Source organism: Pseudomonas sp. CHM02 (assembly GCF_000612585.1).
In the GTDB taxonomy this organism is placed as follows: domain Bacteria; phylum Pseudomonadota; class Gammaproteobacteria; order Pseudomonadales; family Pseudomonadaceae; genus Aquipseudomonas.
In genome coordinates, this window is the sequence record NZ_JFCA01000002.1 from 86144 (window position 1) to 111398 (window position 25255).

A 25255-nucleotide genomic window follows, 5' to 3' on the forward strand; every position below is an offset into this window, starting at 1 on the left:
ACGGACTCCGGATCCAATATGCGCCAGATGCTAGACCGCAATCGACGGCAGGGCCAGTCCGGTCAGTGATTGCGCGCTGTTGGCCTGCTCGGCTACCAACCAGTCGACAAAGCGCTCCACCAGCTGCCCCCGGCGTTTGCGCTGGGGCTGCACCACGTAATAGCCAAAGCGTGAGATCACGGTGTCGCTGATCGGCCGGCACAGCCAATTCTGCTCCAGCAGGTTATCCACCAAGTGGCGCCAACCGATAGCCACACCCTGGCCGGCAATCGCCGCTTGAATCAACAGGGTGTAGTTGTCGAAGCGCAGTTGGCCGGGCGTGGGTGCGCTGGCAATGCCCAGCTCACGGAACACACCGCTCCAGTCGAACCACTGGCTGTTGTTTTCCTGCCGCAGGTGCAGCAAGGGAAAATCGTGCAAATTTTGTACAGACAGTGGCGTGGCCTGTTCCTTGAGCCACTGCGGGCTGCACACCGGGAACACTTCCTCGTTGAACAGCCACAGGCTGTCGCCCTGCTTGAAGCGGCCATCGCCAAACAGCACCGCCACGTCGATATCGCTGCGCAACGTGGCATGGTTGCGTTCGCTGGTCACCAGGCTCACGTCCACCTGGGGGTTGGCCGCATGAAAGCGATGCAGGCGCGGCATCAGCCAATACGCGGCGAAGGCGAAGTCGGTGGCCACTTGCAGCACCTCGTGCTGGTCCTGCTGGGTGATGGCGCTCAGCCCAGAATTGATGGCCTGCAAACCGCCCTGCACATGCTCGAACAACAGGGCGCCGGCATCGGTCAACTCAATGCCACGGTAGATGCGATCAAACAGGCGGATCGCCAGTTGTTCTTCCAGGCGCTTGATCTGCTGGCTGATGGCGGGCTGGGTGGTGCCCAGTTCCATCGCGGCGGCGGTAAAGCTGCGATGGCGCGCTGCGGCTTCGAACGCACGCAGCAAATCGAGGGACAGGTCACCGAGGGCTTCATACATAAGCTGTGCTTATCCTAGACATTGCTTTTCATGGGCTTTACCCCATTTTCCATGGGCCGCATGCTCATTGGCATAAACACCGCCTATGGAATGCCGAGAACCCATGAAGCGCAAGAACATTCTTTTCATCATGGCCGATCAAATGGCCGCACCGTTGCTTCCGTTCTACGGTTCTTCGCCGATCAAGCTGCCCAATCTGAGCCGTCTCGCCGCACAAGGCGTGGTGTTCGATGCCGCTTATTGCAACAGCCCGCTGTGCGCACCGTCGCGCTTCACCCTGGTGAGCGGACAATTGCCGAGCAAGATCGGCGCCTACGACAACGCCGCCGATTTCCCCGCCGATGTGCCGACCTATGCCCACTACCTGCGCCGCCTCGGCTACCGCACGGCGCTGTCGGGCAAGATGCACTTCTGTGGCCCCGACCAGTTGCACGGTTACGAAGAGCGCCTGACCAGCGACATCTACCCCGCCGACTATGGCTGGGCGGTGAACTGGGACGAGCCGGACGTAAGGCCCACCTGGTACCACAATATGTCCTCGGTGCTGCAAGCCGGGCCGTGCGTGCGCACCAACCAGCTGGATTTCGACGAAGAGGTGGTGTTCAAGGCGCAGCAGTACCTGTTCGACCATATCCGCGAGGATGGCGACCAGCCGTTCTGCCTGACCGTGTCGATGACCCACCCGCACGACCCGTACACCATTCCCAAGCCGTTCTGGGACCTGTACGACGACACCAACATCCCTTTGCCTACGACGCCTGCGCAAGCCGATCTCGACCCGCATTCCCAGCGCCTGCTCAAGGTTTACGATCTGTGGGACAAGCCGCTGCCTGTGGATAAGATCCGCGATGCACGCCGCGCCTATTTCGGCGCGTGCAGCTACATCGACAGTAAAGTCGGCAAGCTGCTGCAGACCCTGGAAGACACCGGCCTGGCCGACGACACGATCATCATCTTCTCCGGCGACCACGGCGACATGCTCGGCGAGCGGGGCCTCTGGTACAAAATGCACTGGTTTGAAATGGCCGCCCGCGTGCCGCTACTGGTGAGTGCGCCGGGGCAGTTCGCGGCGGGCCGCGTCAGCAAAGCCGTGTCCACCGCCGACCTGTTGCCGACCCTAGTGGAACTGGCCGGCGGCGAGCTGGACCCGCGCCTGCCACTGGACGGCCGCTCATTGGTGCCGCACTTGCAAGGGCAGGGCGGGCACGACGAAGTGTTCGGCGAATACATGGCCGAAGGCACCATCAGCCCGTTGATGATGATTCGCCGTGGCGCCTACAAATTCATCTACAGCGAAGACGACCCTTGTCTACTGTTCGATGTACACAACGACCCTCGGGAGCAGGAAGAACTCAGCCAGTCGCCGCAGCATCAGGCACTGTTTGCAGCCTTCCTGGACGAGGCGCGGGCCAAATGGGACATCCCGGCGATCCACCAACGGGTGCTCGCCAGCCAACGCCGCCGTCGTCTGGTGTTTGAAGCACTGACCCAGGGCAAGCTGAAGAGCTGGGATCACCAGCCACTGGTGGACGCCAGTCAGCAATACATGCGCAACCATATCGACCTCGACGACCTGGAGCGCAAGGCACGTTATCCACAACCCTGCCAACACCAATAAATAGACAGAGGGAAGGCCATGCAAAAGTTGACGGTTGTGCTGGGCATGCTGGCGCTGAGTAGCGCCAATGTGTACGCAGACGCCAGTTGTGAAACGGTAAAAATGGCCGATCCCGGCTGGAGCGATATCGCCGCCACCAATGCCATCACCGGTTTCCTGTTGAGCGGCATGGGCTACAAGGCCAAGGTCGACACCCTCGCGGTGCCGATCACTTTTGGCGGGCTCAAGGACGGCCAGGTGGATGTGTTCCTCGGCAACTGGATGCCGGCCCAGCAGGGCTTCTACGACAAGTTCGTGGCCAATGGCGATGTGGTGCAACTGGCGAAGAACCTCGACGGCACCGAGTTCACTCTCGCCGTGCCCGACTACGTGTGGGACGCCGGCGTGCATGACTTTGCCGACCTGAATAAATTCGCGGACAAATTCGACAAGAAGATCTACGGCATCGGCTCCGGCGCGCCAGCGAACATCTCGTTGCAGGAGATCATCAAGAAGAACGACTTCGACCTCGGCCAGTGGAAGCTGGTCGAGTCCAGCGAACAAGCGATGCTGGCCGAAGTGTCACGCGCGGTGAAGAAGCAGAAATTCGTCACCTTCCTCGGCTGGACCCCGCATCCGATGAACGTACAATTGAAAATGCACTACCTCAAGGGTGGCGAGAAATACTTTGGTGACACCGGCAGCGTGTATACCTTGACCCGCAAGGGCTATGCACAAGCCTGCCCGAACGTAGGAAAACTGCTGACCAACCTGAGTTTTACCCAGGAGATGGAGAACAGCATCATGGCCGAGGTGGCCAACAACAAAGTCAGCAACGCCGATGCGGCGAAGGCGTGGATCAAGGCCAATCCGGCGGTGTTGGACAAGTGGCTGGATGGCGTGAAGACCGTGGATGGCAAGGATGCGTTGGCTGCCGTCAAAGCCAGACTCTGAATGCAACACCACCCCTTGTAGGAGCCGGCGTGCCGGCGAAGCCCTCGAAAACGCCGCGTTTTTTCAGACAACCCGCGTTATCGTTACCCACCTTCGCTGGCAAGCCAGCTCCTACAGTATTTCGAGCAGCCCGATGCCCCGGCCCAACCGCCAATCACTCTTCCCCTTCCTCGCCTGGCTGCCACGCCATACCCGCGCCAGCATCGGCCGGGACGCAGTGGTCGGCCTCAGCGGCGCCGTGCTCGCCCTGCCGCAGTCGATTGCCTACGCACTGATTGCCGGCCTGCCGCCCGAATACGGCCTGTACGCCGCCATCATCCCGGTGCTGATCGCGTGCCTCTGGGGTTCCTCCTGGCACCTGATCTGCGGGCCCACGGCGGCGATTTCCATTGTGCTTTACGCCAGCGTCAGTCCCCTGGCCGTGCCGGGTTCCCAGGACTACATCACGCTGATCCTGCTGCTCACCTTCCTCGCCGGGGTTTTCCAGTGGCTGCTGGGCATGCTGCGCTTTGGCGCGCTGGTGAATTTTGTCTCTCACTCGGTGGTGCTCGGTTTCACCCTGGGCGCCGCAGTGGTGATCGCCCTGGGCCAGTTGCCTAATCTGTTGGGGCTGGATCTGCCGAGCCAGGCCACGGCGCTCAATAGCCTGCTGGCACTGATCCACCACAGCGGCGAATGGGATCATGCGTCCCTGGCCCTTGGGCTTGGCACCTTGCTGGCAGGCGTGCTGCTCAAATACCTGGTGCCCCGCTGGCCGACGCTGTTGATCGCGCTGGCATTGGGCAGCCTGGTGGCGTGGCTGTGGCCGGCGATGTTCGGGCATGTGGCGCTGGTCAGCTCGTTTGTTGGCAAGCTGCCGCCGTTCAGCCCGCTGCCGATGGACCTGGACATGATCCTGCGCCTGCTGCCCAGTGCCGTGGCGGTGGGCATGCTGGGGCTGGTGACCAGCCTGTCGATTGCCCGCTCGCTGTCGGCCCGCTCGCAGCAATTGCTCGATGCCAACCAGGAAGTTCGCGCGCAGGGTTTATCCAATATCGTTGGCGGATTTTTCTCCGGCTACTTGTCAGCCGGTTCCTTTACTCGCTCCGGCCTCAGTTATGAAGCGGGCGCCTGCTCGCCGTTGGCCGGGGTGTTTTCCGCAGTGTGGGTGGCGTTGTTCGCATTGTTCGGTGCGGCGTTGATCGCCCACATTCCGATCCCGAGCATGGCCGCGAGCATCCTGCTGATTTGCTGGGGCCTGGTGGACCATCGCGGCATCCGTGCGCTGTTCCGCGTGAGCCGCGCCGAGTTTGTGGTGATGAGCCTGACATGCGTGGCCACCTTGCTGCTGGAGCTGCAGACGGCGATTTATGCCGGGGTGCTCGCGTCACTGTTTTTCTACCTCAAGCGCACCTCGCAACCCAGGGTTCAGCAATGGCGCGACGGGGATGAGGATGTGCTGCGGGTGGGCGGCTCGATCTTTTTCGGCGCCAGCCATTACCTGCAAGTGCGCCTGCAACGGTTGCAGGGCGAACGGGTGGTGATCGAGGCGCAGCAGATCAACTTTATCGACTATTCCGGTGTGGAAATGCTGCATCAGGAGGCGCGGCGCTTGAAGGGCTTGGGGCGTAGCCTGACATTGCGCCGAGCCAGGCCACAGGTCGTTGAAGAACTTAAGAAGCTGGAGGGGGCCGACAAGTGCCCCCTCCATTTCGAAGACTGAACCCACCCCCTTTAGGAGCCCGGCTTGCCGACGATAGCGCCCGCGAGGTCAGCACACGTCTTGAGGGCCAATCGCCGGCAAGCCGGCTCCTACAATGACCGTGCCCGTGCCAGATCTATGTCAGGCCAACTGGCGGCGCAGTTCAGCCAATACGGGCGCCGAATCCGGGCGCACGCCGCGCCACAGGAAGAAGGCCTCCGCCGCTTGCTCAACCAGCATGCCCAGGCCATCCATTGCCACGGCTGCGCCTTGTTCGTTGGCCCAGCGGCAGAACGCGGTCGGTTCCTTGGCGTACATCATGTCGTAGCAAAAAGTCTTGCCCGGTTCGATCAGGCTGCCCGCTATCGGCGGTACATCGCCTGACAGGCTGGCGGACGTGGCATTGATGATCACGTCCACCGGCTCACGCAGCCAATCGAAACCGCTGGCGGACACCGGGCCCAAATCGTCGAACAACTCGGCGAGCACCTCGGCTTTCTCCACGGTGCGGTTGGCGATGATCAGCGAGGCCGGTTGCTCGGCCAGCAGCGGCTCCAGTGCTCCACGTACCGCGCCACCGGCGCCCAGCAGCAGGATGCGCTTGCCTTGCAGGTTCAGCCCGGCATTGACCGTGAGGTCGCGCACCAGACCGGCGCCGTCGGTGTTGTCACCCAGCAGGCTGCCATCGGCCAGCTTGCTCAAGGTGTTCACCGCGCCAGCGCGTTGGGCGCGCTCGGTGAGCGAGTGGGCGAGGCGGTAGGCGTCTTCCTTGAACGGCACGGTGACGTTGGCGCCACGGCCCTGTTGGAAAAACTCACGAGCGCAGCCGGTGAAATCCTCCAGCGGTGCCAGCAAGGTGCTGTAGTCCAGTTGCTCGCCCGTCTGCTCGGCGAACATACGATGGATCAGCGGCGACTTGCTGTGGCCGATGGGATTGCCGAAGACGACATAACGGTCCATCAGACAGCCGCCTTGGGCGCGGCCATGCCCAACCAGTCGCGGTCTTGCAGGAAGTAGTCGGTGAGGCGCGCTTCTTCGCTGCCGGCCTGGGCCTTCCAGTCGTAGCTCCAGCGCACTTGCGGCGGCAGCGACATCAGGATCGACTCGGTGCGCCCACCCGACTGCAGCCCGAACAGGGTGCCACGGTCGTAGACCAGGTTGAATTCAACGTAGCGGCCGCGACGGAATTCCTGGAATTCGCGCTGTTGCTCGGTGTAGGCGGTGGCTTTGCGGCGCTGCACGATTGGCAAGTAAGCGTCGATGTACGCGTCGCCGATGGCGCGGATGAAGGCAAAGCAGGTGTCGAAGTCCCAGTCGTTCAAGTCATCGAAAAACAGACCGCCAATGCCACGCGGTTCGTTGCGGTGCTTGATATGGAAGTAGCTGTCGCACCAGGCCTTGTAGCGCGAATACACGTCCGCACCGAACGGCGCACAGGCCCGCTCGGCCACACGGTGCCAGTGGATGCAGTCTTCCTCGTTGCCGTAGTAAGGCGTGAGGTCGAAACCGCCGCCGAACCACCACACCGGCTCTTCGCCTTCTTTTTCGGCGATGAAAAAACGCACGTTGGCGTGGGAAGTCGGCACGTGGGGATTGTGCGGGTGGATCACCAGCGACACGCCCAGGGCCTCAAAACCACGGCCGGCCAGTTCAGGCCGATGCGCGCTGGCGGAGGGTGGGAGGCCGCTGCCAAACACGTGGGAAAAGTTAACGCCGCCTTTTTCGATCACCGAACCGTTTTCGATCACACGGGTGCGACCACCGCCGCCGGCAGGCCGGGTCCAGGCGTCTTCGATAAAGCGAGTGTCCGTCTCGAAGGTTTCCAGGGCGCTGCAAATGCGGTCTTGCAGGTCAAGCAGGTAGGCCTTTACAGCCTCGGTGCGGGTAGTCATGGCATCACCTTGAATCGGGCAAAGCTACGCGAGGCCATTGGGCGTCGGCGGCAAATGGGCGCACAGGATACCACTGCACCCCATTGCGCCGCAGTTGACGAAGATCAAGCTTAGGAGTGGGATAGTGGGCTACGCGAATTCGACCCAAGGAGAAGGCAGATGGCAAAACGTATCCAGTTCAGCGCCCATGGTGGCCCGGATGTGCTTGAGTATGTGGACTACACGCCGGCAGAGCCGGGCCCGCAGCAGGTTCGCGTGCGTAACGAGGCCATCGGCCTGAACTTCATCGACACCTATTTGCGCAGCGGTCTGTACGCACCGCCAGCATTGCCATCGGGGTTGGGCGCGGAGGGCGCCGGCGTGGTCGACGCCGTCGGCAGCGAAGTCACTCAATTCAAGGTCGGCGATCGCGTGGCCTATGGCAGTGGCCCGCTGGGCGCCTACAGCCAACTGCATGTGTTGCCCGCCGCCAACCTGGTGCACCTGCCGGACGACGTCAGCTTCGAACAAGCCGCCGGCGCCATGCTCAAGGGTCTGACCGTGCAGTACCTGTTGCGCCAGACCTATGAACTCAAAGGCGGCGAAACCATCCTGTTCCATGCCGCCGCGGGTGGCGTGGGCTCCCTGGCCTGCCAATGGGCCAAGGCCCTGGGCGTCAAGTTGATCGGTACCGTGAGTTCACCGGAAAAAGCCGCAGTGGCCAAATCCCTCGGTGCCTGGGAAACCATCGACTACAGCAAGGAAGACGTCGCACAGCGCGTGCTGGAATTGACCGACGGCAAAAAAGTCCCGGTGGTGTATGACGGTGTCGGCAAGGACACCTGGCTGACGTCGCTGGACAGCGTCGCGCCGCGGGGGCTGTTAGTGAGTTTTGGTAATGCGTCAGGTGCGGTGGACGGCGTGAACCTCGGAATTCTGGCAGCGAAAGGCTCGCTGTACGTCACCCGGCCGACCCTGGCGACCTACGCCAACAACCCGCAGAACCTGCAGGCGATGGCCGATGACCTGTTCTCGATGATCAAGAGCGGCAAGGTGCGCATTGATATCAACCAGCGGTACCCGCTGGCGGAAGCGGCGAAGGCGCAGACCGCGTTGTCAGGGCGGCGCACGACAGGGTCGACCGTTCTGTTGCCGTAAGGCAACCGATATCTGGAGTCTGTAAGGGCCTCATCGCGGGCAAGCCCGGCTCCCACATTTGACCGCGTTGTCATGAACGACGCGGATCAGGTGTGGGAGCCGGGCTTGCCCGCGATGGCCGCACCTCGGTCTCAGGAAGGCCGCACAACCTCGCCAGTCACCAAATCGCGAATCAGGCTCGGATTCTTGCGTCCGCCCAAGGCGCCACCCAACACCAGGTCCACCTGGCCACGGAAGTATTGCTCCACGCGAATCCGCGAGCGCGCAGCCGGACGCCCCTGAGGGTTGGCCGACGTGGAAATCAACGGCCCCACCAGCGAGCACAAGTCGCGCACCAGTGGATGGTCGGTCACGCGCAGCGCCACGGTGTCGTGCACACCTGTCACCCATTCCGGCAGCAAGTCCTGGTGCGGTACCAGCCAGGTGTTCGGCCCAGGCCAGGTACTGGCCATGCGGTCGATCCAATCCTGCGGAAAGTCTTCGAATAGAAAGTCGAACTGGCGGATGTTGTCCGCCACCAGGATCAGGCCCTTGTCCACCGAACGGTTCTTGATGGCGAGCAAACGGTCCACTGCTTCTTCATTCCACGGGTCGCAGCCCAGGCCCCAAACCGCTTCGGTTGGATAGGCAATCACTGCGCCTGCGCGAATTTCTCGTGCGGTTTCCAGCACACGCCACCGGTTGACCATTGTTCACTCTCCAGACTAAAGCTCTGCGCAGTTTACCGATCTTCGTTACAAAACCTAGCAGCGCGCGAGCCAGCGTCCGCTTTCACAGGTGACCTGGCCTTCGAGCTCAAGCTCGGTCAGGGTCGCCAACACCTGGGACAACGGCCGCCCGCTGGCAATCGACAGCGCTTCACTGGTGTGGGGTGCCGCGTGCAGCAGCGCCACCAGCGGATGCACGACAGGGACCGGCGTCGGGCGGGACAGCGCCTGCCAGCCGCGCAACCCTTCAAGAATGTGCTCGATGGTTTCCACCAACATCGCACCGTCGCGGATCAACTGATGACAGCCCTTGGCACCGGGATGGTGGATGGAACCCGGAATGGCATACACCTCCCGTCCCTGCTCGGCCGCCAGCTTCGCGGTGATCAGCGAACCGCTGGCCATGCTGGCTTCCACCACCAGCACGCCCAGGGACAGGCCGCTGATGATGCGGTTACGCCTGGGGAAGTTGCCGGCCTGGGGCGGGGCGTCCAGGGGAAACTCGGAAACCACGGCACTGCCTTGCTCGATCATCGCCGCCGCCAGCCGTTTGTGGCGCTGTGGATAAAAATTTTCGAGCCCGGTGCCGAGTACGCCGATCGTCTGGCCACCCACGTCCAATGCCGCTTGATGGGCTGCGCCGTCGATGCCCAAGGCCAGGCCGCTGGTGATGACAAAACCGGCGCTCGCCAGGCTGCGGGAAAACGCGGCGGCGGTGTCCATGCCAGGGCGGGACGCACGACGGCTCCCCACCACCGCCAGTTGCGGTTTTTCCAGGATCAAAGGGTCGCCAGCGACGAATAACAGCGGTGGCGCGTCATCGATCTGGGCGAGCAGCGCGGGGTACTCCGGCTGGTCCCACATCAGTAAATGCTGGCCCGGGCACGCCAGCCAGGCCAATGCGGCACTGGCGCCCTCGCGAATTTCATGACTGCGTCGGGCATCGGCACTGACGGCTGGCAACCCAAGTGAACGCCAGGCACTGGCGGGGGCGCTGATCGCCTTAGACGCAGAACCGAATGCTTCGATCAGTAAGCGAAAACGCTTCGGACCCAGTTCTGGCAGCCTGTGCAAGCGTAGTCGGGCTTCCAGTTCTGACGGGGATATTTCATGACTGTTTATCGGATTCATTTGATCATCCTTGACCGGAACAAGCTGTGGATAACTCTGTTGGTAACTTATTTAGCAGGCTATTTATTGTGTTTGATGGGCAGTCTCGAAACGGTCCATCACCGCCAACGGCCGTGAAGCGCTGAGCACTAGGCCGTAACTGAGTTTTTCGTAGGTGCGAAACACCAACAGGGTGCCGGCGCGCTCATCGGGAAGGTTCAGGGGCGCAGCGGTGAGGGTGTCGCGGACGGTGGCGCCCGTCTTGATCACGCTGAGCAGTTGGCCTTCGACCAGGCCATCGCGGCGACCTTTGTTCAGGGTGACGGCATCGAGCACGCCGATCTGGGTGACGCCTTTGGGGATATCGATGATTTGCCCTTCGATGAAGGGCGCAGCGTGCGCGACCGCCAGGGTTGCCAGGTTCACGGGGGATTGCGCACGCAGCAGGCGGTCACCGGGACGCACCTCCTGCGTCACCCGCTGGACGGCCAGGGTACTGAGGTCGCCCGCTACGACAAATTGCGCCGTGCCGATGTCGTCGGCATTGATGCCCAGCAGCTCATGGGTCTGAGGGTCGGTATAGACCTTGCCGCGTCGGAATATTCCGTAATGGGGTTGGGAAGGTTCCAAGGTGCCTCGGGCATACACCCGCTCACCGTTAGCCCCCAGCACGCGTCCTGTATCGGCAGCGATAATGTAAGGGGCGTTGTCCAGATCCTGGGGCGAATCAAGAATGCGGTTATGCAGTAAAAAGCGCTGTATGGCCTGTTGCGTCGGTTGATCCAGACGCTGGGCGGGCTGGGGCAGCAGGGCCATGGCAAACGGGGCCCACAGCAGCAAGACGAGTAGCGATTTCCTCATGGGGTGAATCTCCTTTATTATGTGCGTTCGCGTGAAATGCCGTGGCCTTCGCGGCTTCGGGACGTTTCACACCGGCTGCCTGGGTCCATCCCAACGCCGATTTGCCTCTACCTCACATGTGCAGCAATTACGCTTATGGCTATTTTGAACATCCTCGAATTCCCCGACTCGCGCCTGCGCACGATCGCCAAACCGGTGGCCGTAGTGGACGACAAGGTTCGTCAGTTGGTCGATGACATGTTTGAAACAATGTATGAAGCCCCGGGCATCGGCCTCGCCGCTACCCAGGTCAACGTGCATCAGCGCGTCGTGGTCATGGACCTGTCGGAAGATCGCAGCGAACCGATGGTGTACATCAACCCAGAGTTCGAACCGCTGACCGACGAGATGGGCGAATACCAGGAAGGCTGCCTGTCGGTGCCGGAGTTCTACGAGAACGTCGAGCGCCCGCTGCGCGTGAAGATCAAGGCCCTGGACCGCGACGGCAAGCCGTTCGAACTGATTGCCGAAGGCTTGCTGGCGGTGTGCATCCAGCACGAATGCGACCATCTCAACGGCAAGCTGTTTGTCGATTACCTGTCCACGCTCAAGCGCGACCGGATCAAGAAGAAGCTGGAAAAAAAGCATCGCCAGCAAGCTTGATGCCCTTCTTCCAAAGGCTTGCTGCGGCAAGCCTTTTTCTTTTGTGACTGCTTTTAACCGAGAACTCCCATGACCGAGCCACTGCGCATTGTTTTTGCCGGTACCCCCGAATTTGCCGCCGAACACCTCAAGGCACTGCTTGCCAGCCCTTATGACATCGTCGCGGTGTACACCCAGCCGGATCGCCCGGCCGGTCGCGGGCAAAAACTGATGCCGAGCCCGGTCAAGCAGTTGGCGCTGGAGCACGCCATTCCCGTGCTGCAACCGCCGACCTTGCGCAATGCCGAGGCCCAGGCCGAACTGGCGGCGCTCAAGCCGGACCTGTTGGTGGTCGTCGCCTACGGCTTGATCCTGCCGCAAGCGGTGCTGGATATCCCACGCCTGGGCTGCATCAACAGCCATGCCTCGCTGCTGCCACGCTGGCGCGGGGCGGCGCCGATCCAGCGCGCCGTGGAAGCCGGCGACAGCGAAAGCGGCGTGACCGTGATGCGCATGGAGGCCGGCCTGGACACCGGCCCGATGCTGCTGAAAGTCACCACCCCGATCACGGCCACAGATACCGGCGGCAGCCTGCACGACCGCCTTGCCGAGCTGGGCCCACCTGCCGTGATCCAAGCCATCGCCGGCCTGGCTGCAGGTACCCTGAAAGGCGAAATACAGGACGACAGCCTGGCGACCTACGCCCACAAACTGAACAAGGACGAAGCGCGCATCGACTGGCGCCGCCCGGCCGTGGAACTGGAACGCCTGGTACGCGCCTTCAACCCATGGCCGGTCTGCCACAGCACGCTCAACGGCGAAGCCTTGAAAGTGCTGGCCGCCACCCTGGCCGAGGGCAAAGGCGCGCCCGGTGAGATCATCGGCGCCAGCAAGGACGGCCTGTTGGTCGCTTGCGGCGATCAGGCGCTGTGCCTGACCCGTCTGCAATTGCCCGGGGGCAAGGCGCTTAATTTCAGCGATTTGTTCAACAGCCGTCGTGAGAAATTTGCCCTGGGCACCGTCCTTGGGGTGATCGCCCAATGAACCCGCGTCTGGCCGCCGCCAAGGCTCTCGCCGCCGTCCTCAACGGCAAGGCGTCGCTGAACAGTTCATTGCCGACCCAGTTGGACAAGGTTGAAGACCGCGATCGCGGTTTTACCCAGGACCTGGCCTTTGGCACGGCGCGCTGGCAGCCACGCTTGTCGGCGCTGGCGGCCAAGTTGCTGCAGAAGCCATTCAAGGCGGCCGATGCGGATGTCGAGGCGCTGCTGCTGGTGGGCCTGTATCAGTTGCTCTATACCCGCGTCCCCGCTCACGCCGCGATCGGCGAAACCGTCGGTTGCGCCGACAAGCTGAAAAAACCGTGGGCCAAGGCGTTGCTCAACGCCGTGCTGCGCCGCGCCCAGCGCGAAAGCGAAGCACTGCTGGCCGAATTGGAATATGACCCGGTGGTGCGCACCGCCCACCCGCGCTGGCTGCAAAAATCCCTGAAGGCGTTCTGGCCTGAGCAATGGGAAGCCATTTGCGCGGCGAACAACGCGCACCCGCCGATGATCCTGCGGGTCAACCGTCGTCACCACCGCCGTGACGCCTACCTGCAATTGCTCACCCCCGCCGGCATCAATGCCACGCCGTGCGTGTACAGCGTCGACGGCATCGTGCTCGAAGCAGCCACCGATGTACGCAACCTGCCGGGCTTTACCGACGGCTGGATCAGCGTCCAGGACGAAGCGGCGCAACTGGCTGCCGACCTGCTCGACCTGGCGCCCGGCCAACGGGTACTCGACGCTTGCTGTGCACCGGGCGGCAAGACCTGCCACATTCTGGAGGTCGAAAAAGGCCTTGCCGGTGTAGTCGCTGTGGACCTGGAGGCCAAGCGCCTGGTGCGCGTGCGGGAAAACCTCGCCCGCCTGAGCCTGAGTGCCGAGCTGATCGCGGCCGACGGCCGCGACACCGCCACCTGGTGGGACGGCAAACCGTTCCAGCGCATCCTGCTCGATGCACCGTGCTCCGCCACTGGGGTGATCCGTCGCCACCCGGACATCAAGCTCACCCGCCAACCCGACGACATCGCCGCCCTGGCCGTGCTGCAGGGCGAGCTGCTCGACGCGTTGTGGCCAACCCTGGAAGTCGGCGGCATCCTGCTCTACGCCACCTGTTCCACATTGCCGACTGAAAACACCGAGGTGATCGAAGCCTTCCTCGCCCGCACCAGCGGCGCCCGGGAGCTGGACCTTGCCACCACGGCCGGCATCAAGCAGCCCCACGGCCGCCAGTTGCTCGCGCAAGAAGGCGGACACGATGGCTTCTACTACGCCAAACTGATCAAGATCGCCGCCGCGCGCGGCTGAATGGTTTTAAGGGAGTGACCGGATGAAAATCATCATCCTTGGGGCAGGGCAGGTCGGCGGTACGCTGGCCGAACATTTGGCCAGCGAAGCCAACGACATCACCGTGGTCGACACCGATGCCGAGCGCCTGCGCAACCTCGGCGACCGCCTGGACATCCGCACGGTGCAAGGCCGCGCGTCGTTTCCAACCGTGCTGCGCCAGGCCGGCGCCGACGATGCCGACATGCTCGTCGCCGTGACCAATAGCGATGAAACCAACATGGTCGCCTGCCAGGTCGCCCACACCCTGTTCCACACGCCGACCAAGATCGCTCGAGTGCGCGAAGCGGCCTACCTGACCCGTGCCGGGCTGTTCGACAACGACGCGATCCCGGTGGACGTGCTGATCAGCCCGGAACAGGTGGTGACTCACTACATCAAGCGCCTGATCGAAATTCCGGGCGCCTTGCAGGTGATCGACTTTGCCGACGGCAAGGCGCAACTGGTCGCAGTGAAGGCCTATTACGGCGGCCCGTTGGTGGGCCAGCAACTGCGCCAGTTACGTGAACACATGCCCAATGTGGAAACCCGCGTAGCGGCGATTTTCCGGCGCGACCGTCCGATCCTGCCCCAGGGCGATACGGTGATCGAGGCCGACGACGAAGTATTTTTCATCGCCGCCAAGGCGAATATTCGTGCAGTCATGAGCGAAATGCGCCGCCTCGACGAGACCTACAAGCGCATCGTCATCGCGGGTGGCGGGCAGATCGGCGAGCGTCTGGCCGAAGCCATCGAAAGCCGCTACCAGGTGAAGATCATCGAGATGAGCCCGGCACGTTGCCGGCATTTGTCCGACACCCTGGACAGCACCGTCGTACTGCAAGGCAGCGCCTCGGACCGCGACCTGCTGATGGAAGAAAACATCGCCGACGCCGATATTTTCCTGGCCCTGACCAACGATGACGAAGCCAACATCATGTCGTCGCTACTGGCCAAGCGACTGGGGGCGAAGAAAGTGATGACCATCATCAACAACCCGGCCTACGTGGATTTGATCCAGGGCGGCGATATCGACATCGCCATCAGCCCGCAGCTGGCCACCATCGGCACCCTGCTCGCCCACGTGCGCCGTGGCGATATCGTCAGCGTGCACTCCCTGCGCCGGGGCGCGGCGGAAGCCATCGAGGCGATTGCCCACGGTGACTCGAAATCGAGCAAGGTGATCGGCAAGGCCATCCGCGATATTGGCTTGCCGCCGGGCACCACGATTGGCGCGATCATTCGCGATGAAGAAGTGATCATCGCCCACGACGATACGGTGATCGCCACGGGTGACCATGTGATTCTGTTTCTGGTGGATAAAAAACATATCCGCGATGTGGAGAAGCTGTTCCACGTGGGGTTGAGTTTTTTCTGATGACGCTATCGCCGGCAAGCCGGCATCTACAGGATCCTTTGTATGCTTGAGTCACTGGAAAAGATGCTGGCCAAGGGTGTGGATAATTCCCTGCTGCGCTTTGGTTTGGGCAAGGGTTATTTGGACCTGAAGGACAACGCCAAGGCGGCGGAGCATCTGCAGAAATGCGTGGAGTTCGACCCCAAGTATTCGGCGGCGTGGAAGTTGTTGGGTAAGGCGCAGTTGGGCTTGGAAGATCGTGCGGCGGCGCGGCTGGCGTGGGAGAAGGGCATCGAAGCGGCCCAGGCCCATGGCGACAAACAGGCGGAAAAAGAGATGACGGTGTTCCTGAAGAAACTCGACCGCCAGGGGTGAATGAAGATCAAAAATGTGGGAGCGGGCTTGCTCGCTCCCACATTGGTTTCGCAGCGACCCGGAGTCAGTGCCGAATCAATACCACCGCGCCTCACCCGGCGGGCGTTTCTTGAAGCGTTTCATGCTCCACATGTACTGGCTCGGGTACGCACCGACGTACCGCTCCACCACCTTGCTCATTGCCGCGCAGGACGTGGCGGTGTCGGTGCTGTACATGTCTTCCGGCGCCGCTTCCAGGATCACTTTGTAACCCGAACCGTCCGGGAGCCGCAGCGCATGCAGGAACACGCCTACCGCCTTGTGGCCGGCGAGCATGTTCGGCACGAACTTGCTGGTCAGCGCCTGGGTGGCGAAGAATGGCACGAAGATCCCGGCGGACTCGGCCGGCTCCGGGTCGGCGGGGATACCTACCTGGCCGCCTTTGCGCACTTCCTTGATCACACTGAGAATGCCTTCCTTGGTCGACGCGGCCACACGGTTGCCCAGTTGCACGCGCTGCTTGCGCAGCAATTCGTCCACCGCCTTGAGCTTGGGCGGGCGGTAGAAAATAATCGGTTTGCATTGGCTGCAATAGAAGTGGTTCAGCACTTCCCAGTTGCCCAGGTGGCTGGTGATGCCAACCACGCCTTTGCCCGAGGCGAGGGCTTCGTGCAGCACTTCCAGGCCTTCGACTTCGCGCACCAGGTCGATGGAACGCTGGGCCGGCCAGATCCAGGCGCAGGCGCTTTCGGTCAGGGACTTGCCGATGTCCATCAGGCTGCGGCCGACCAGCGCTTCGCGCTCAGCGGGGTCCATGTCCGGGAAGCATTTGGAGAGGTTGATCCGCACGGTGTCGCGGGAACGGTTGGGGGTTTTCCACATAATCCAGCCAATGGCCGTGCCGACGGCCTGGACAGCGCGCCATGGCAGCAGGGCAAACAGCCGGAGAGCGCCTACCAGCAAGGCGCCTTTAAACTTTTCCACAGGTCACTCCTGATCGTGTGTGGTGCGCAAAGCCGGCATTCTAACCGGCGTTGGCCAGGTCCGCGTAACGGTCGCAGTCCTGAGTGTGGTCCATGACCATGCCCGAGGCCTGCATGAAGGCGTAGCAAATGGTCGGGCCGACAAAGGTAAAGCCGGCTTTCTTCAGCGCCTTGCTCATCGCTTCGGCCTCGGGCGTGATCGCCGGGACTTCGCTGCGATCCTTGAAATGATTGACCTTGGGTGTGCCGCCGACGAAGGACCAGAGCAACCCCACCGGGTCCTCCAGCGCCAGCCAGGCGGCAGCATTGCGGCGCGTGGCATTGAGCTTGAGGCGATTGCGCACGATGCCCGGATCAAGCATCAGCGCCTCGATTTGCGCATCGGTCAGCGTTGCCAACCGCTGCGCATCAAAACCGAACAAGACCTTTCGATAATGCTCGCGTTTGCGTAAAACAGTGATCCAGGAAAGGCCCGCCTGGAACCCTTCGAGCAAAAGCAACTCGAACAAACCCTGCGCATCGCGCAGCGGCGTTCCCCACTCCTGATCGTGATAAGCCATGTACAGCGGATCTTCAGAACACCAAAAGCAGCGTGGCATAAGGCTCCAGGGGATGGTGGCGCGGCCGAATCGGGTATACTCCCGCTCTTTAAATCGCAGCCCAAGTAACAGGTGAATTTCGTGAGCCAGCCTACGCCAGCCGTGCGTACCTTCCAAGACTTGATCCTCGCCCTCCAGCAATACTGGGCCGAGCAAGGTTGTGTGGTACTTCAGCCCTACGATATGGAAGTAGGCGCCGGCACTTTCCACACCGCTACATTCCTGCGGGCCATCGGCCCGGAAACCTGGAACGCCGCTTATGTGCAGCCCAGTCGTCGCCCGACTGACGGCCGCTACGGCGAAAACCCGAACCGTCTGCAGCACTACTACCAGTTCCAAGTGGTACTGAAGCCGAACCCGGACAACTTCCAGGAACTGTACCTGGGCTCGCTCAAGCATGTGGGCCTGGACCCTCTGGTGCACGACATCCGCTTCGTCGAAGACAACTGGGAATCGCCGACCCTGGGCGCCTGGGGCCTGGGCTGGGAAGTCTGGCTCAACGGCATGGAAGTGACGCAATTCACTTACTTCCAGCAAGCCGGTGGCATCGAGTGCTACCCGGTGACCGGCGAGATCACCTACGGTCTCGAGCGCCTGGCCATGTACCTGCAAGGCGTAGACTCGGTCTACGACCTGGTCTGGGCTGACGGCCCGTTCGGCAAAGTGACCTATGGCGATGTGTTCCACCAGAACGAAGTGGAGCAGTCCACCTATAACTTCGAACACGCCAACGTCGACAAGCTGTTCGAACTGTTCGACTTCTATGAAAGCGAAGCCAAGCGCCTGATCGAACTCGACCAGCCGCTGCCGTTGCCGAGCTATGAAATGGTGTTGAAGGCGTCCCATACCTTCAACCTGCTGGACGCGCGCCGTGCCATCTCGGTAACCGCGCGCCAGCAATACATCCTGCGTGTGCGCACCCTGGCGCGTTCCGTCGCCCAAGCCTACCTGCTGGCTCGCGCCAAGCTGGGCTTCCCGATGGCAACCCCGGACCTGCGTGATGAAGTGTTGGCTAAGCTGGAGGCTGCACAATGAGTGCTCAAGATTTCCTGGTTGAACTGGGCACCGAAGAGCTGCCACCCAAGGCACTCAATACCCTGGCCGACGCATTCCTGGCCGGTATCGAAAAAGGCCTGCACAGCGCTGGCCTGAAGTTCGAAGCGAAGAAAGTCTACGCCGCGCCACGTCGCCTGGCCGTGTTGCTGACCGCGCTGGAAACCCAGCAGCCGGACCGCAGCATCAACCTCGACGGCCCACCGCGCCAGGCGGCGTTCGACGCCGAAGGCAACCCGACCCAGGCCGCCCTTGGCTTTGCCAAGAAGTGTGGCGTGGAACTGAGCGAGATCGACCAGAGCGGCCCGAAACTGCGTTTCAACCAGGTCATCACCGGCAAGCCGACCGCCAGCCTGTTGCCGACCATCGTCGAAGATTCCCTGAATGACCTGCCGATCCCCAAGCGCATGCGTTGGGGTGCGCGCAAGGAAGAGTTCGTGCGTCCGACCCAATGGCTGGTGATGCTGCTCGGTGACCAGGTCATCGACTGCACCATCCTCGCCCAGAAGGCTGGCCGTGATTCCCGTGGTCACCGCTTCCATCACCCGGAAGCCGTGCGCATCACTTCGCCGGCCAACTACCTCAACGACCTGCGCGCCGCCTATGTGCTGGCCGACGCCAACGAGCGTCGCGAGCTGATCAGCAAGCGCACCGAAGAGCTGGCCCGCCTGCAGGAAGGCACCGCCATCGTGCCGCCAAGCCTGCTCGACGAAGTGACGGCGTTGGTTGAGTGGCCAGTGCCGCTGGTGTGCTCGTTCGAGGAACGTTTCCTCGACGTGCCGCAAGAAGCGCTGATCACCACCATGCAGGACAACCAGAAGTATTTCTGCCTGCTGGACGTGGATGGCAAACTGCTGCCGCGTTTCATCACCGTGGCCAACATCGAGAGCAAGGACCCGCAGCAGATCATCGCCGGTAACGAAAAAGTCGTTCGCCCGCGCCTGACCGACGCCGAGTTCTTCTTCAAGCAAGACAAGAAGCAGAAGCTCGAAGACTTCAACCTGCGCCTGCAAAACGTGGTGTTCCAGGAAAAACTCGGCAGCGTCTACGACAAGGCCGTACGTGTTTCCAAGCTGGCCGCCTACATTGCGCCACGCATTGGCGGTGATGCTGCCTGGGCGGCGCGTGCAGGCTTGCTGTCCAAGTGCGACCTGGCCACCGAGATGGTCGGCGAGTTCCCGGAGATGCAAGGTGTTGCCGGCTACTACTACGCCCTCAACGATGGCGAGCCGGACGATGTCGCCCTGGCCCTGAACGAGCAGTACATGCCGCGCGGTGCCGGTGCTGAACTGCCGACCACCCTGACCGGTGCAGCCGTGGCGATCGCCGACAAGCTGGACACCCTCGTGGGTATCTTCGGTATCGGCATGCTGCCAACCGGTAGCAAGGATCCGTATGCCCTGCGCCGTGCGGCCCTGGGCGTGCTGCGTATCCTGATCGACAAGAAGCTGGACCTCGACCTGACCCAGGCCGTGGTGTTCGCCGTCGGCCAGTTCGGCGCCAAGGTCAAGCAGGCCGGCCTGGCCGAGCAAGTACTGGAGTTCGTGTTCGACCGCCTGCGTGCGCGTTACGAAGACGAAGGCGTGGACGTGTCGGTGTACCTGTCGGTACGTGCCCTGCAGCCGGGTTCGGCGTTGGACTTCGACCAGCGCGTACAGGCCGTGCAGGCCTTCCGCAAACTGCCGGAAGCCGATGCCCTGGCTGCCGTGAACAAGCGCGTGTCGAACCTGCTGAGCAAGGCCGAAGGCCTGGGCAACGCCGACGTCGATCCTGGCCTGTTTGCCGATGCCAAGGAGTTCTCGCTGAACTCGGCGATTGCCAAGGCTGAAAACGCCGTGAAGCCGCTGATCGCTGAGCGTAACTACGCCGAAGCGTTGGCGCGCCTGGCGACTTTGCGCGAGCCGGTAGACGCGTTCTTTGAAGCCGTGATGATCAATGCCGAAGATGCTGGCGTGCGCAAAAACCGCTACGCCATGCTGGCGCGCCTGCGTGGCTTGTTCGTCAATATCGCTGACATTTCGACGCTGAGCTGACCATGCTGAAACTGCTGATTCTCGATCGGGACGGAGTGATCAACTACGACTCCGACGCTTACATCAAGTCGGTGGCGGAGTGGATTCCACTGCCCGGCTCGATCGAGGCCATCGCGCAGTTGAGCAAAGCCGGCTGGACGGTGGCCATCGCCACCAACCAGTCCGGCATCGCCCGCGGTTATTACGACATCGCCACCCTGGACGCCATGCACGCGCGCCTGCGCGCGTTGGTGGCTGAGCAGGGCGGTGAGGTGGGGTTGGTGGTCTACTGCCCCCACGGGCCGGATGAGGGCTGCGATTGCCGCAAACCCAAGCCCGGCATGTTGAAAACCATTGCAGAACATTACAAGGTGCCCTTGGCTGGGATATGGTTCGTCGGGGACAGCCTCGGTGACCTGGAGGCGGCCAAAGCCGTCGACTCTCAGCCAGTTTTGGTTAAGACCGGGAAAGGCGAAAAGACCCAGGCGAAAAACCTGCCGGTAGGCACCTTGATTTTTGACGATCTGGCGGCCGTTGCCGCAGAACTTATCAACAACTAGCCGCCCTCGACTTCCTGACCAAGGACTGTTCGGGAGTGCGCTTTTAACAGGCGGGCGTTGTCCCGCAACGGTAAATGCCGCCATGTCGATTTTGCAGGCCATCAGAACCTTCTTCTTTTACCTGCTGTTGGGCACCAGTTCGTTTCTCTGGTGCACCCTGAGCTTTTTCATCGCGCCCTTCCTGCCGTTCAAGGCGCGCTATCGCTTTATCAATGTCTATTGGTGCCGCTGCGCGTTGTGGCTGACCAAGGTGTTCCTGAACATTCGCTTCGAGATCAAAGGCGCGGAAAACGTCCCGGACCAGCCCTGTGTGATTCTGTCGAACCACCAGAGCACCTGGGAGACGTTCTTTCTCTCGGCGTACTTCTCGCCGTTGAGCCAGGTGCTCAAGCGTGAGTTGCTGTATGTGCCGTTCTTCGGCTGGGCCATGGCCATGTTGCGTCCGATCGCCATCGACCGTGACAACCCCAAGGCGGCCCTCAAGCACGTGGCCAAGAAGGGCGACGAGTTGCTCAAGGATGGCGTATGGGTGCTGATCTTCCCCGAAGGTACCCGTGTGCCCTACGGCACCGTAGGCAAGTTCTCACGCGGTGGTACCGCTTTGGCGGTCAACGCCAACCTGCCCGTGCTGCCGATTGCCCACAACGCCGGCAAGTTCTGGCCGAAGACTGGCTGGGCCAAACGCGAAGGCACCATCACCGTGGTGATCGGCGAACCGATGTACGCCGAAGGTGAAGGACCACGGGCGATTGCCGCGCTGAATGACCGTGCGGCGGCCTGGAATGAAGCGCAGCAACGGGCCATGGGTTCGCTGCCGCCAGAGCCCATTGTGGTCGACACTCCGGTGATCTGAACATCTGTGGATAACCTGTGCACGGTTTGTTGGCGAATTGTGCTTTTTGAATTATAAGAAGCTGATTTACTTACATATTTCCCAATCTCATAGAATTACGGAAAAGGTGCATAAGTTTTTTCCGCATAAAAAAACCGGTCCTTGCGACCGGTTTTTTATGCACAGCAGAAAAGTACGTTTTTTCAGTCGTCCAACAGGGGCAATTGCAGACTGAAGGTGGTGCCTTTGCCGACCACGCTTTCACAACTGATGCGTCCACCATGACGCTCCACCACCGCCTTGACCATGGTCAGCCCCAAGCCCAGTCCTTCGCTGCCCTGGGCAGAATCGAAGCGACGATATTGGCTGAACAGCTCCGGCAGGTCTTCTGCGGCAATCCCCGGGCCCTGGTCACTGATATGGCATTCCAACCAGCCTTGCGCAGTGCTGTGCCTCAACCTGACAGTGGTGCCGGAAGGCGAATATTTGATCGCGTTCTCGAGCACGTTGAACAACGCCCGAGTGAGCAATGACTGATCGGCTGACACCATGCCCTCGTCAGCTTCATCCAGGTCGTGAACCAGGTGGATCCCCTTGAGCTGGGCAATCAACGCCACCTGATCAAACGCATCCATGACCAACATGGCGAACAGCGTAGGCTGGAACTGGTAGCCGTCAGCCTCGGCCTTGGCCAGTTGCACGAAGGATTCGGTAAGGCTCAAGGCACGACGAACTTGTTGCTCGATCTGGGCAAAGATCGGCGACTCGCCGTTGTGCACATCCAGCAGCGCGAGGATTGCCGAGTGCGGTGCACGCAGGTCATGGGAGAGGAACCGCAACATGGTCTCGCGATGTTGCTGGGCTTCGCGCTCTTTACTCAAATCCGTGAGGCTCAGCAGCCAGCCAAGGGCCACATCACCTTCGGCTGGGAGCAGGGGCGCCAGCTCCATGCGCAGGCTGCGCTGGTGGATATCGCGAAACTCCACAAGCGCCAATGCCGAAAGGGCAGGGCGCACGCCATTGTGCAGCGGCGGATAGCCCAGGTCAGCCAATTGCTCCAGCAGGTTCTCGGTGACGAGGTCATTGCCGAACACGTCGCGGGCAATACGGTTGGCCAGCAGGATATTGCCTTGGGGATCGGTAATCAGCGTGGCCACCGGCAGGCACTCCAGGCCATCGGCCATAAAGCGCCGTGTGTCGCGCGTACGGCTGACAGCTTGCTCCAGGGCAAAGATACGCGCCTGCAACACATCGCCTTTGCTGGCGGGCGCGCGGCGGCGTTCGGGCAGCACTTTGGGTTCGTTGTCCAGCCGCGCCAGTTCCCAGCCGAAGTAGGCGAGGATCACACTGAGGCGACGCCAGTTCCAGATCAGGTAGCTCAGCAACAAACCGATCAGGCAGGCCGCAGGCGACCACCAGTGACCAAGACGCAACAGGGCCCAGGAGCCGAGCAAGGCGACGGCCATGCAGCCCAGGGTCATCCACAGCGCATAGCGCGGACGAAAAAGCAGCAGCCCTAGCAGCAACGCCACCAGAGAGGTCGCCATCAACGCCGCGATCCAGCCCGGGAGGTCAACAATGCTACGGCCTTGCAGCAAGCCATTGAGCACATTGGCCTGGATCTCCACACCGGCCGTTGTGCCCACCATGGAAGACAGGGGTGTGACGAACCGATCGCCCATCCCGGACGCCGTCGACCCCACCAGGATCAGGCGGTTGCGCAGCTGCTCCGGAGGTACTTCACCGTGTAATACGCTGGCGTAGGACACACTGGGAAAATGCGTATGAGGCGCAATGAACGGGATGCGGATTGCATGTTCACGATGCCAGTGCTGAGTGATCGCCTGCCGAGGCTCACCCGGCATCTCTGACAATTCGCCGCTCATCTCGTAGGCCAGCCAGGCCAGTTGTGGCGCCGTGGCGTCAGGCGGGCCCTCACGCAGATACAGGCTGCGGACCACACCATCGCTGTCGGCCTCCACATTGATATGACCCACACCCTTGGCACATTTAAGCAACGGCTGCATCTGTGCGCCGGGTTGGCTGTAGCTTACAGAGCCCTCGCGCACCAGCGGCAGCAGGACATTGCCAGCATTGCAGACCGCTTCGGCCAGGCGTTTGTCATTGGCGGCATCGCCGGCTTCGCTGAAGATCACATCGAACAGAATACCCGCCGGTTGCGCAGCGCTGAGGCGGTCGATCAGGTCGGCGTGCAAGCTGCGCGGCCAGGGCCATTGGCCAAGCTTTTTCAGACTGGGATCATCGATGGTCACCAGCAGGATACGAGGGTCTACCGGCAGCGGAGCGAGGCGGCGCAGGCTGTCATACAACGGATTATTCAACGCCAGTCCCGGGCTCAACGACAGGTAAGCGGTGATTGGCAGCAGCAGCAATCCAATCCACAACCACTCACGTACCAAGCCGTGGAACAGGCGCTGGGCATGGGTGGGTTGGCGTTTCTCGGCCTTGCCCCAGAGCATCATAGGTCAACGCGCCTGGGTGGTTGCTGGGTAGTAGAAGATGTCATAGACCCCGGTTTCTCCCTCCAGGCCGTTTTCATCGTATGCCGACAAGCGCACGTGATAGAACGAGGCTTTGAGCCCAGTGAAGCTCATTTTCGGTGTGCTGGAAAAGTTTTCCTGCTTGATGTTCATAAAGGCCGTGTCGGTAGCGACCTGGCCTCGATAACGCTGGGCACCGGGCAAAGGCCGAAGGTACAGACTCCATACCGGTGCGTCGCCTTTCTGGCCGTCCTGCCCGATAAGCTTCGGCGCGGCGAGCAACTCAACGGGCGTCAATTCACCCTGCTTCTTGAAGAGCAGACCTTGCCGGGCACCTACCTTCACCTCCTGCTCCACCGGCCTGCTCTTGATCTCGCGGCTGACGGCGACCTGTCCGTCCAACACTTCGAGTACCGATTGCTCAGTGTCGTTACGCACCCGAAAGTGCGTGCCACGCACACCTAGCACACCCACGGGCGTCACGATCTGGAAACGGTCATGGTCGCTGGCACGCTTGATCACATACGCCTCCGCCTGACCCTGTTCGAGTACGACTTGGGGAATCGACAGCTTCCTCTCCAGATGCAATCGCACCTGGGAACTGGAGGGCAGAACCACTCGGGATCCGTCACCCAGCAACAGGCTCACGAATGCCGAAGCCGATGTCTTCACGCCTTCCTGCTCATCAATGGTCATGCCTTCCAGCAGGGGGCTAGCCCTGCCCTTGGTATCGAGTTTCCACGCGTCCCCGGTGAGATGCTGGACCACTGCCGGCAAAGGCTGGGCTCGGCACATAAAGTCGTCATCGATATAAGGCGAACGAACCTTGGCGGCCGCATCCGCTGAGCCGACCGCTATGATCAGTAATGAGGGGAGGGCGCGGCGCAGTCGGTTCGGAGAAAGGATCATGGTGCTCATCAAGGTTGGGTTCCAGAGGGCATCTGACATCAGCGCACAGGAGTTTACGGCAGCGCATGCGTCGGCTGATCCTTTTCCTTCCGGTCGGGAGCCGGTATCTTTCCCACATCGGTCGCGAGGACTTTCAATGGATTAACCCCTCATTGGCCCAGCGTACCGAGAGATCCAAGGGGTCG

At 61.7% G+C, this 25255-nt stretch carries 23 protein-coding genes; 13 read left to right on the forward strand and 10 right to left on the reverse strand.

The genetic code is table 11. The annotated features are described in order from the left end of the window. Positions 1-30: 30 nt before the first annotated feature. Positions 31-981, reverse strand: a complete 951-nt coding sequence (locus BM70_RS0101540; protein WP_025854365.1) for a LysR family transcriptional regulator — start codon at positions 979-981, stop codon at positions 31-33. Between the two features lie 103 nt (positions 982-1084). Here BM70_RS0101540 and betC point away from each other — a divergent pair, with 103 nt between their 5' ends. The 3 genes from betC (at position 1085) to BM70_RS0101555 (ending at position 5234) form a co-directional block, all read left to right on the forward strand. Continuing rightward, positions 1085-2599: a choline-sulfatase gene (gene betC, locus BM70_RS0101545; RefSeq protein WP_025854366.1), complete on the forward strand. Its 1515-nt coding sequence runs from the start codon at positions 1085-1087 to the stop codon at positions 2597-2599. Positions 2600-2617: 18 nt separating this feature from the next. After that, a complete protein-coding gene (gene choX / locus BM70_RS0101550; RefSeq protein ID WP_025854367.1) occupies positions 2618-3532 on the forward strand; it encodes a choline ABC transporter substrate-binding protein in 915 nt (304 codons plus the stop codon). A gap of 133 nt (positions 3533-3665) precedes the next feature. After that, the gene (locus tag BM70_RS0101555; RefSeq protein WP_025854368.1) at positions 3666-5234 is read left to right on the forward strand and encodes a SulP family inorganic anion transporter; all 1569 of its coding nucleotides are present in this window, start codon (positions 3666-3668) and stop codon (positions 5232-5234) included. Between the two features lie 120 nt (positions 5235-5354). Here the strand turns inward: BM70_RS0101555 and aroE are convergent, their stop codons facing one another. Both aroE and hemF read right to left on the reverse strand, forming a co-directional pair. After that, entirely contained in the window at positions 5355-6173 is an 819-nt protein-coding gene (gene aroE / locus BM70_RS0101560) for a shikimate dehydrogenase (RefSeq protein WP_025854369.1), read from the reverse strand. Further along, the gene (gene hemF / locus BM70_RS0101565; RefSeq protein ID WP_025854370.1) at positions 6173-7105 is read right to left on the reverse strand and encodes an oxygen-dependent coproporphyrinogen oxidase; all 933 of its coding nucleotides are present in this window, start codon (positions 7103-7105) and stop codon (positions 6173-6175) included. The genes aroE and hemF overlap by 1 nt, the downstream gene beginning before the upstream one ends. A 159-nt stretch (positions 7106-7264) precedes the next feature. Between hemF and BM70_RS0101570 the strand changes: the two genes are divergently transcribed. Next, the gene (locus BM70_RS0101570) at positions 7265-8242 is read left to right on the forward strand and encodes a quinone oxidoreductase (RefSeq protein ID WP_025854371.1); all 978 of its coding nucleotides are present in this window, start codon (positions 7265-7267) and stop codon (positions 8240-8242) included. A 131-nt stretch (positions 8243-8373) separates the two neighbouring features. On the opposite strand, the gene BM70_RS0101575 is transcribed toward BM70_RS0101570, so the two are convergent. From BM70_RS0101575 to BM70_RS0101585, 3 genes are all read right to left on the reverse strand, one after another. Next, on the reverse strand, positions 8374-8931 hold the full coding sequence (locus tag BM70_RS0101575; protein ID WP_010207742.1) for an L-threonylcarbamoyladenylate synthase: 558 nt from the start codon (positions 8929-8931) through the stop codon (positions 8374-8376). 54 nt (positions 8932-8985) lie between these two features. Then, the gene (gene dprA, locus BM70_RS0101580) at positions 8986-10080 is read right to left on the reverse strand and encodes a DNA-processing protein DprA (protein WP_025854372.1); all 1095 of its coding nucleotides are present in this window, start codon (positions 10078-10080) and stop codon (positions 8986-8988) included. 63 nt (positions 10081-10143) lie between these two features. Next, the gene (locus tag BM70_RS0101585) at positions 10144-10920 is read right to left on the reverse strand and encodes a hypothetical protein (protein ID WP_025854373.1); all 777 of its coding nucleotides are present in this window, start codon (positions 10918-10920) and stop codon (positions 10144-10146) included. Between the two features lie 135 nt (positions 10921-11055). On the opposite strand from BM70_RS0101585, the gene def reads away from it, so the two are divergent. The 5 genes from def (at position 11056) to BM70_RS0101610 (ending at position 15642) form a co-directional block, all read left to right on the forward strand. After that, a complete protein-coding gene (gene def, locus BM70_RS0101590; RefSeq protein ID WP_016978734.1) occupies positions 11056-11562 on the forward strand; it encodes a peptide deformylase in 507 nt (168 codons plus the stop codon). 69 nt (positions 11563-11631) lie between these two features. After that, positions 11632-12585 (forward strand): methionyl-tRNA formyltransferase, encoded by a 954-nt coding sequence (gene fmt, locus BM70_RS0101595; RefSeq protein ID WP_025854374.1) that lies wholly within the window; start codon positions 11632-11634, stop codon positions 12583-12585. Further along, positions 12582-13892: a 16S rRNA (cytosine(967)-C(5))-methyltransferase RsmB gene (gene rsmB, locus BM70_RS0101600; protein ID WP_025854375.1), complete on the forward strand. Its 1311-nt coding sequence runs from the start codon at positions 12582-12584 to the stop codon at positions 13890-13892. Before fmt ends, rsmB begins: the two co-directional genes overlap by 4 nt. A 22-nt stretch (positions 13893-13914) precedes the next feature. Next, positions 13915-15288 carry a Trk system potassium transporter TrkA gene (gene trkA / locus BM70_RS0101605; protein WP_025854376.1) on the forward strand — a complete coding sequence of 458 codons (1374 nt, stop codon included), beginning with the start codon at positions 13915-13917 and terminating at the stop codon, positions 15286-15288. Positions 15289-15330: 42 nt separating this feature from the next. Beyond that, positions 15331-15642 carry a lipopolysaccharide assembly protein LapB gene (locus BM70_RS0101610; protein WP_025854377.1) on the forward strand — a complete coding sequence of 104 codons (312 nt, stop codon included), beginning with the start codon at positions 15331-15333 and terminating at the stop codon, positions 15640-15642. A 75-nt stretch (positions 15643-15717) separates the two neighbouring features. Here the strand turns inward: BM70_RS0101610 and BM70_RS0101615 are convergent, their stop codons facing one another. Together BM70_RS0101615 and BM70_RS0101620 are read right to left on the reverse strand one after the other, a co-directional pair. Beyond that, positions 15718-16605, reverse strand: a complete 888-nt coding sequence (locus BM70_RS0101615) for a lysophospholipid acyltransferase (protein WP_025854378.1) — start codon at positions 16603-16605, stop codon at positions 15718-15720. Between the two features lie 40 nt (positions 16606-16645). Next, positions 16646-17203, reverse strand: a complete 558-nt coding sequence (locus tag BM70_RS0101620; protein WP_025854379.1) for a DNA-3-methyladenine glycosylase I — start codon at positions 17201-17203, stop codon at positions 16646-16648. An 81-nt stretch (positions 17204-17284) separates the two neighbouring features. On the opposite strand from BM70_RS0101620, the gene glyQ reads away from it, so the two are divergent. From glyQ to BM70_RS0101640, 4 genes are all read left to right on the forward strand, one after another. Next, on the forward strand, positions 17285-18238 hold the full coding sequence (gene glyQ, locus BM70_RS0101625) for a glycine--tRNA ligase subunit alpha (RefSeq protein WP_003187265.1): 954 nt from the start codon (positions 17285-17287) through the stop codon (positions 18236-18238). Continuing rightward, on the forward strand, positions 18235-20289 hold the full coding sequence (gene glyS / locus BM70_RS0101630) for a glycine--tRNA ligase subunit beta (RefSeq protein ID WP_025854380.1): 2055 nt from the start codon (positions 18235-18237) through the stop codon (positions 20287-20289). The genes glyQ and glyS overlap by 4 nt, the downstream gene beginning before the upstream one ends. A gap of 2 nt (positions 20290-20291) precedes the next feature. Further along, entirely contained in the window at positions 20292-20828 is a 537-nt protein-coding gene (gene gmhB / locus BM70_RS0101635; RefSeq protein WP_163002115.1) for a D-glycero-beta-D-manno-heptose 1,7-bisphosphate 7-phosphatase, read from the forward strand. A gap of 82 nt (positions 20829-20910) precedes the next feature. Beyond that, entirely contained in the window at positions 20911-21681 is a 771-nt protein-coding gene (locus BM70_RS0101640) for a 1-acyl-sn-glycerol-3-phosphate acyltransferase (protein ID WP_025854382.1), read from the forward strand. 182 nt (positions 21682-21863) lie between these two features. Here the strand turns inward: BM70_RS0101640 and BM70_RS0101645 are convergent, their stop codons facing one another. Beyond that, the gene (locus tag BM70_RS0101645) at positions 21864-24143 is read right to left on the reverse strand and encodes a CHASE2 domain-containing protein (protein WP_025854383.1); all 2280 of its coding nucleotides are present in this window, start codon (positions 24141-24143) and stop codon (positions 21864-21866) included. A 3-nt stretch (positions 24144-24146) separates the two neighbouring features. Further along, a complete protein-coding gene (locus BM70_RS0101650) occupies positions 24147-25070 on the reverse strand; it encodes a FecR domain-containing protein (RefSeq protein WP_371262094.1) in 924 nt (307 codons plus the stop codon). Between the last annotated feature and the right edge of the window lie 185 nt (positions 25071-25255).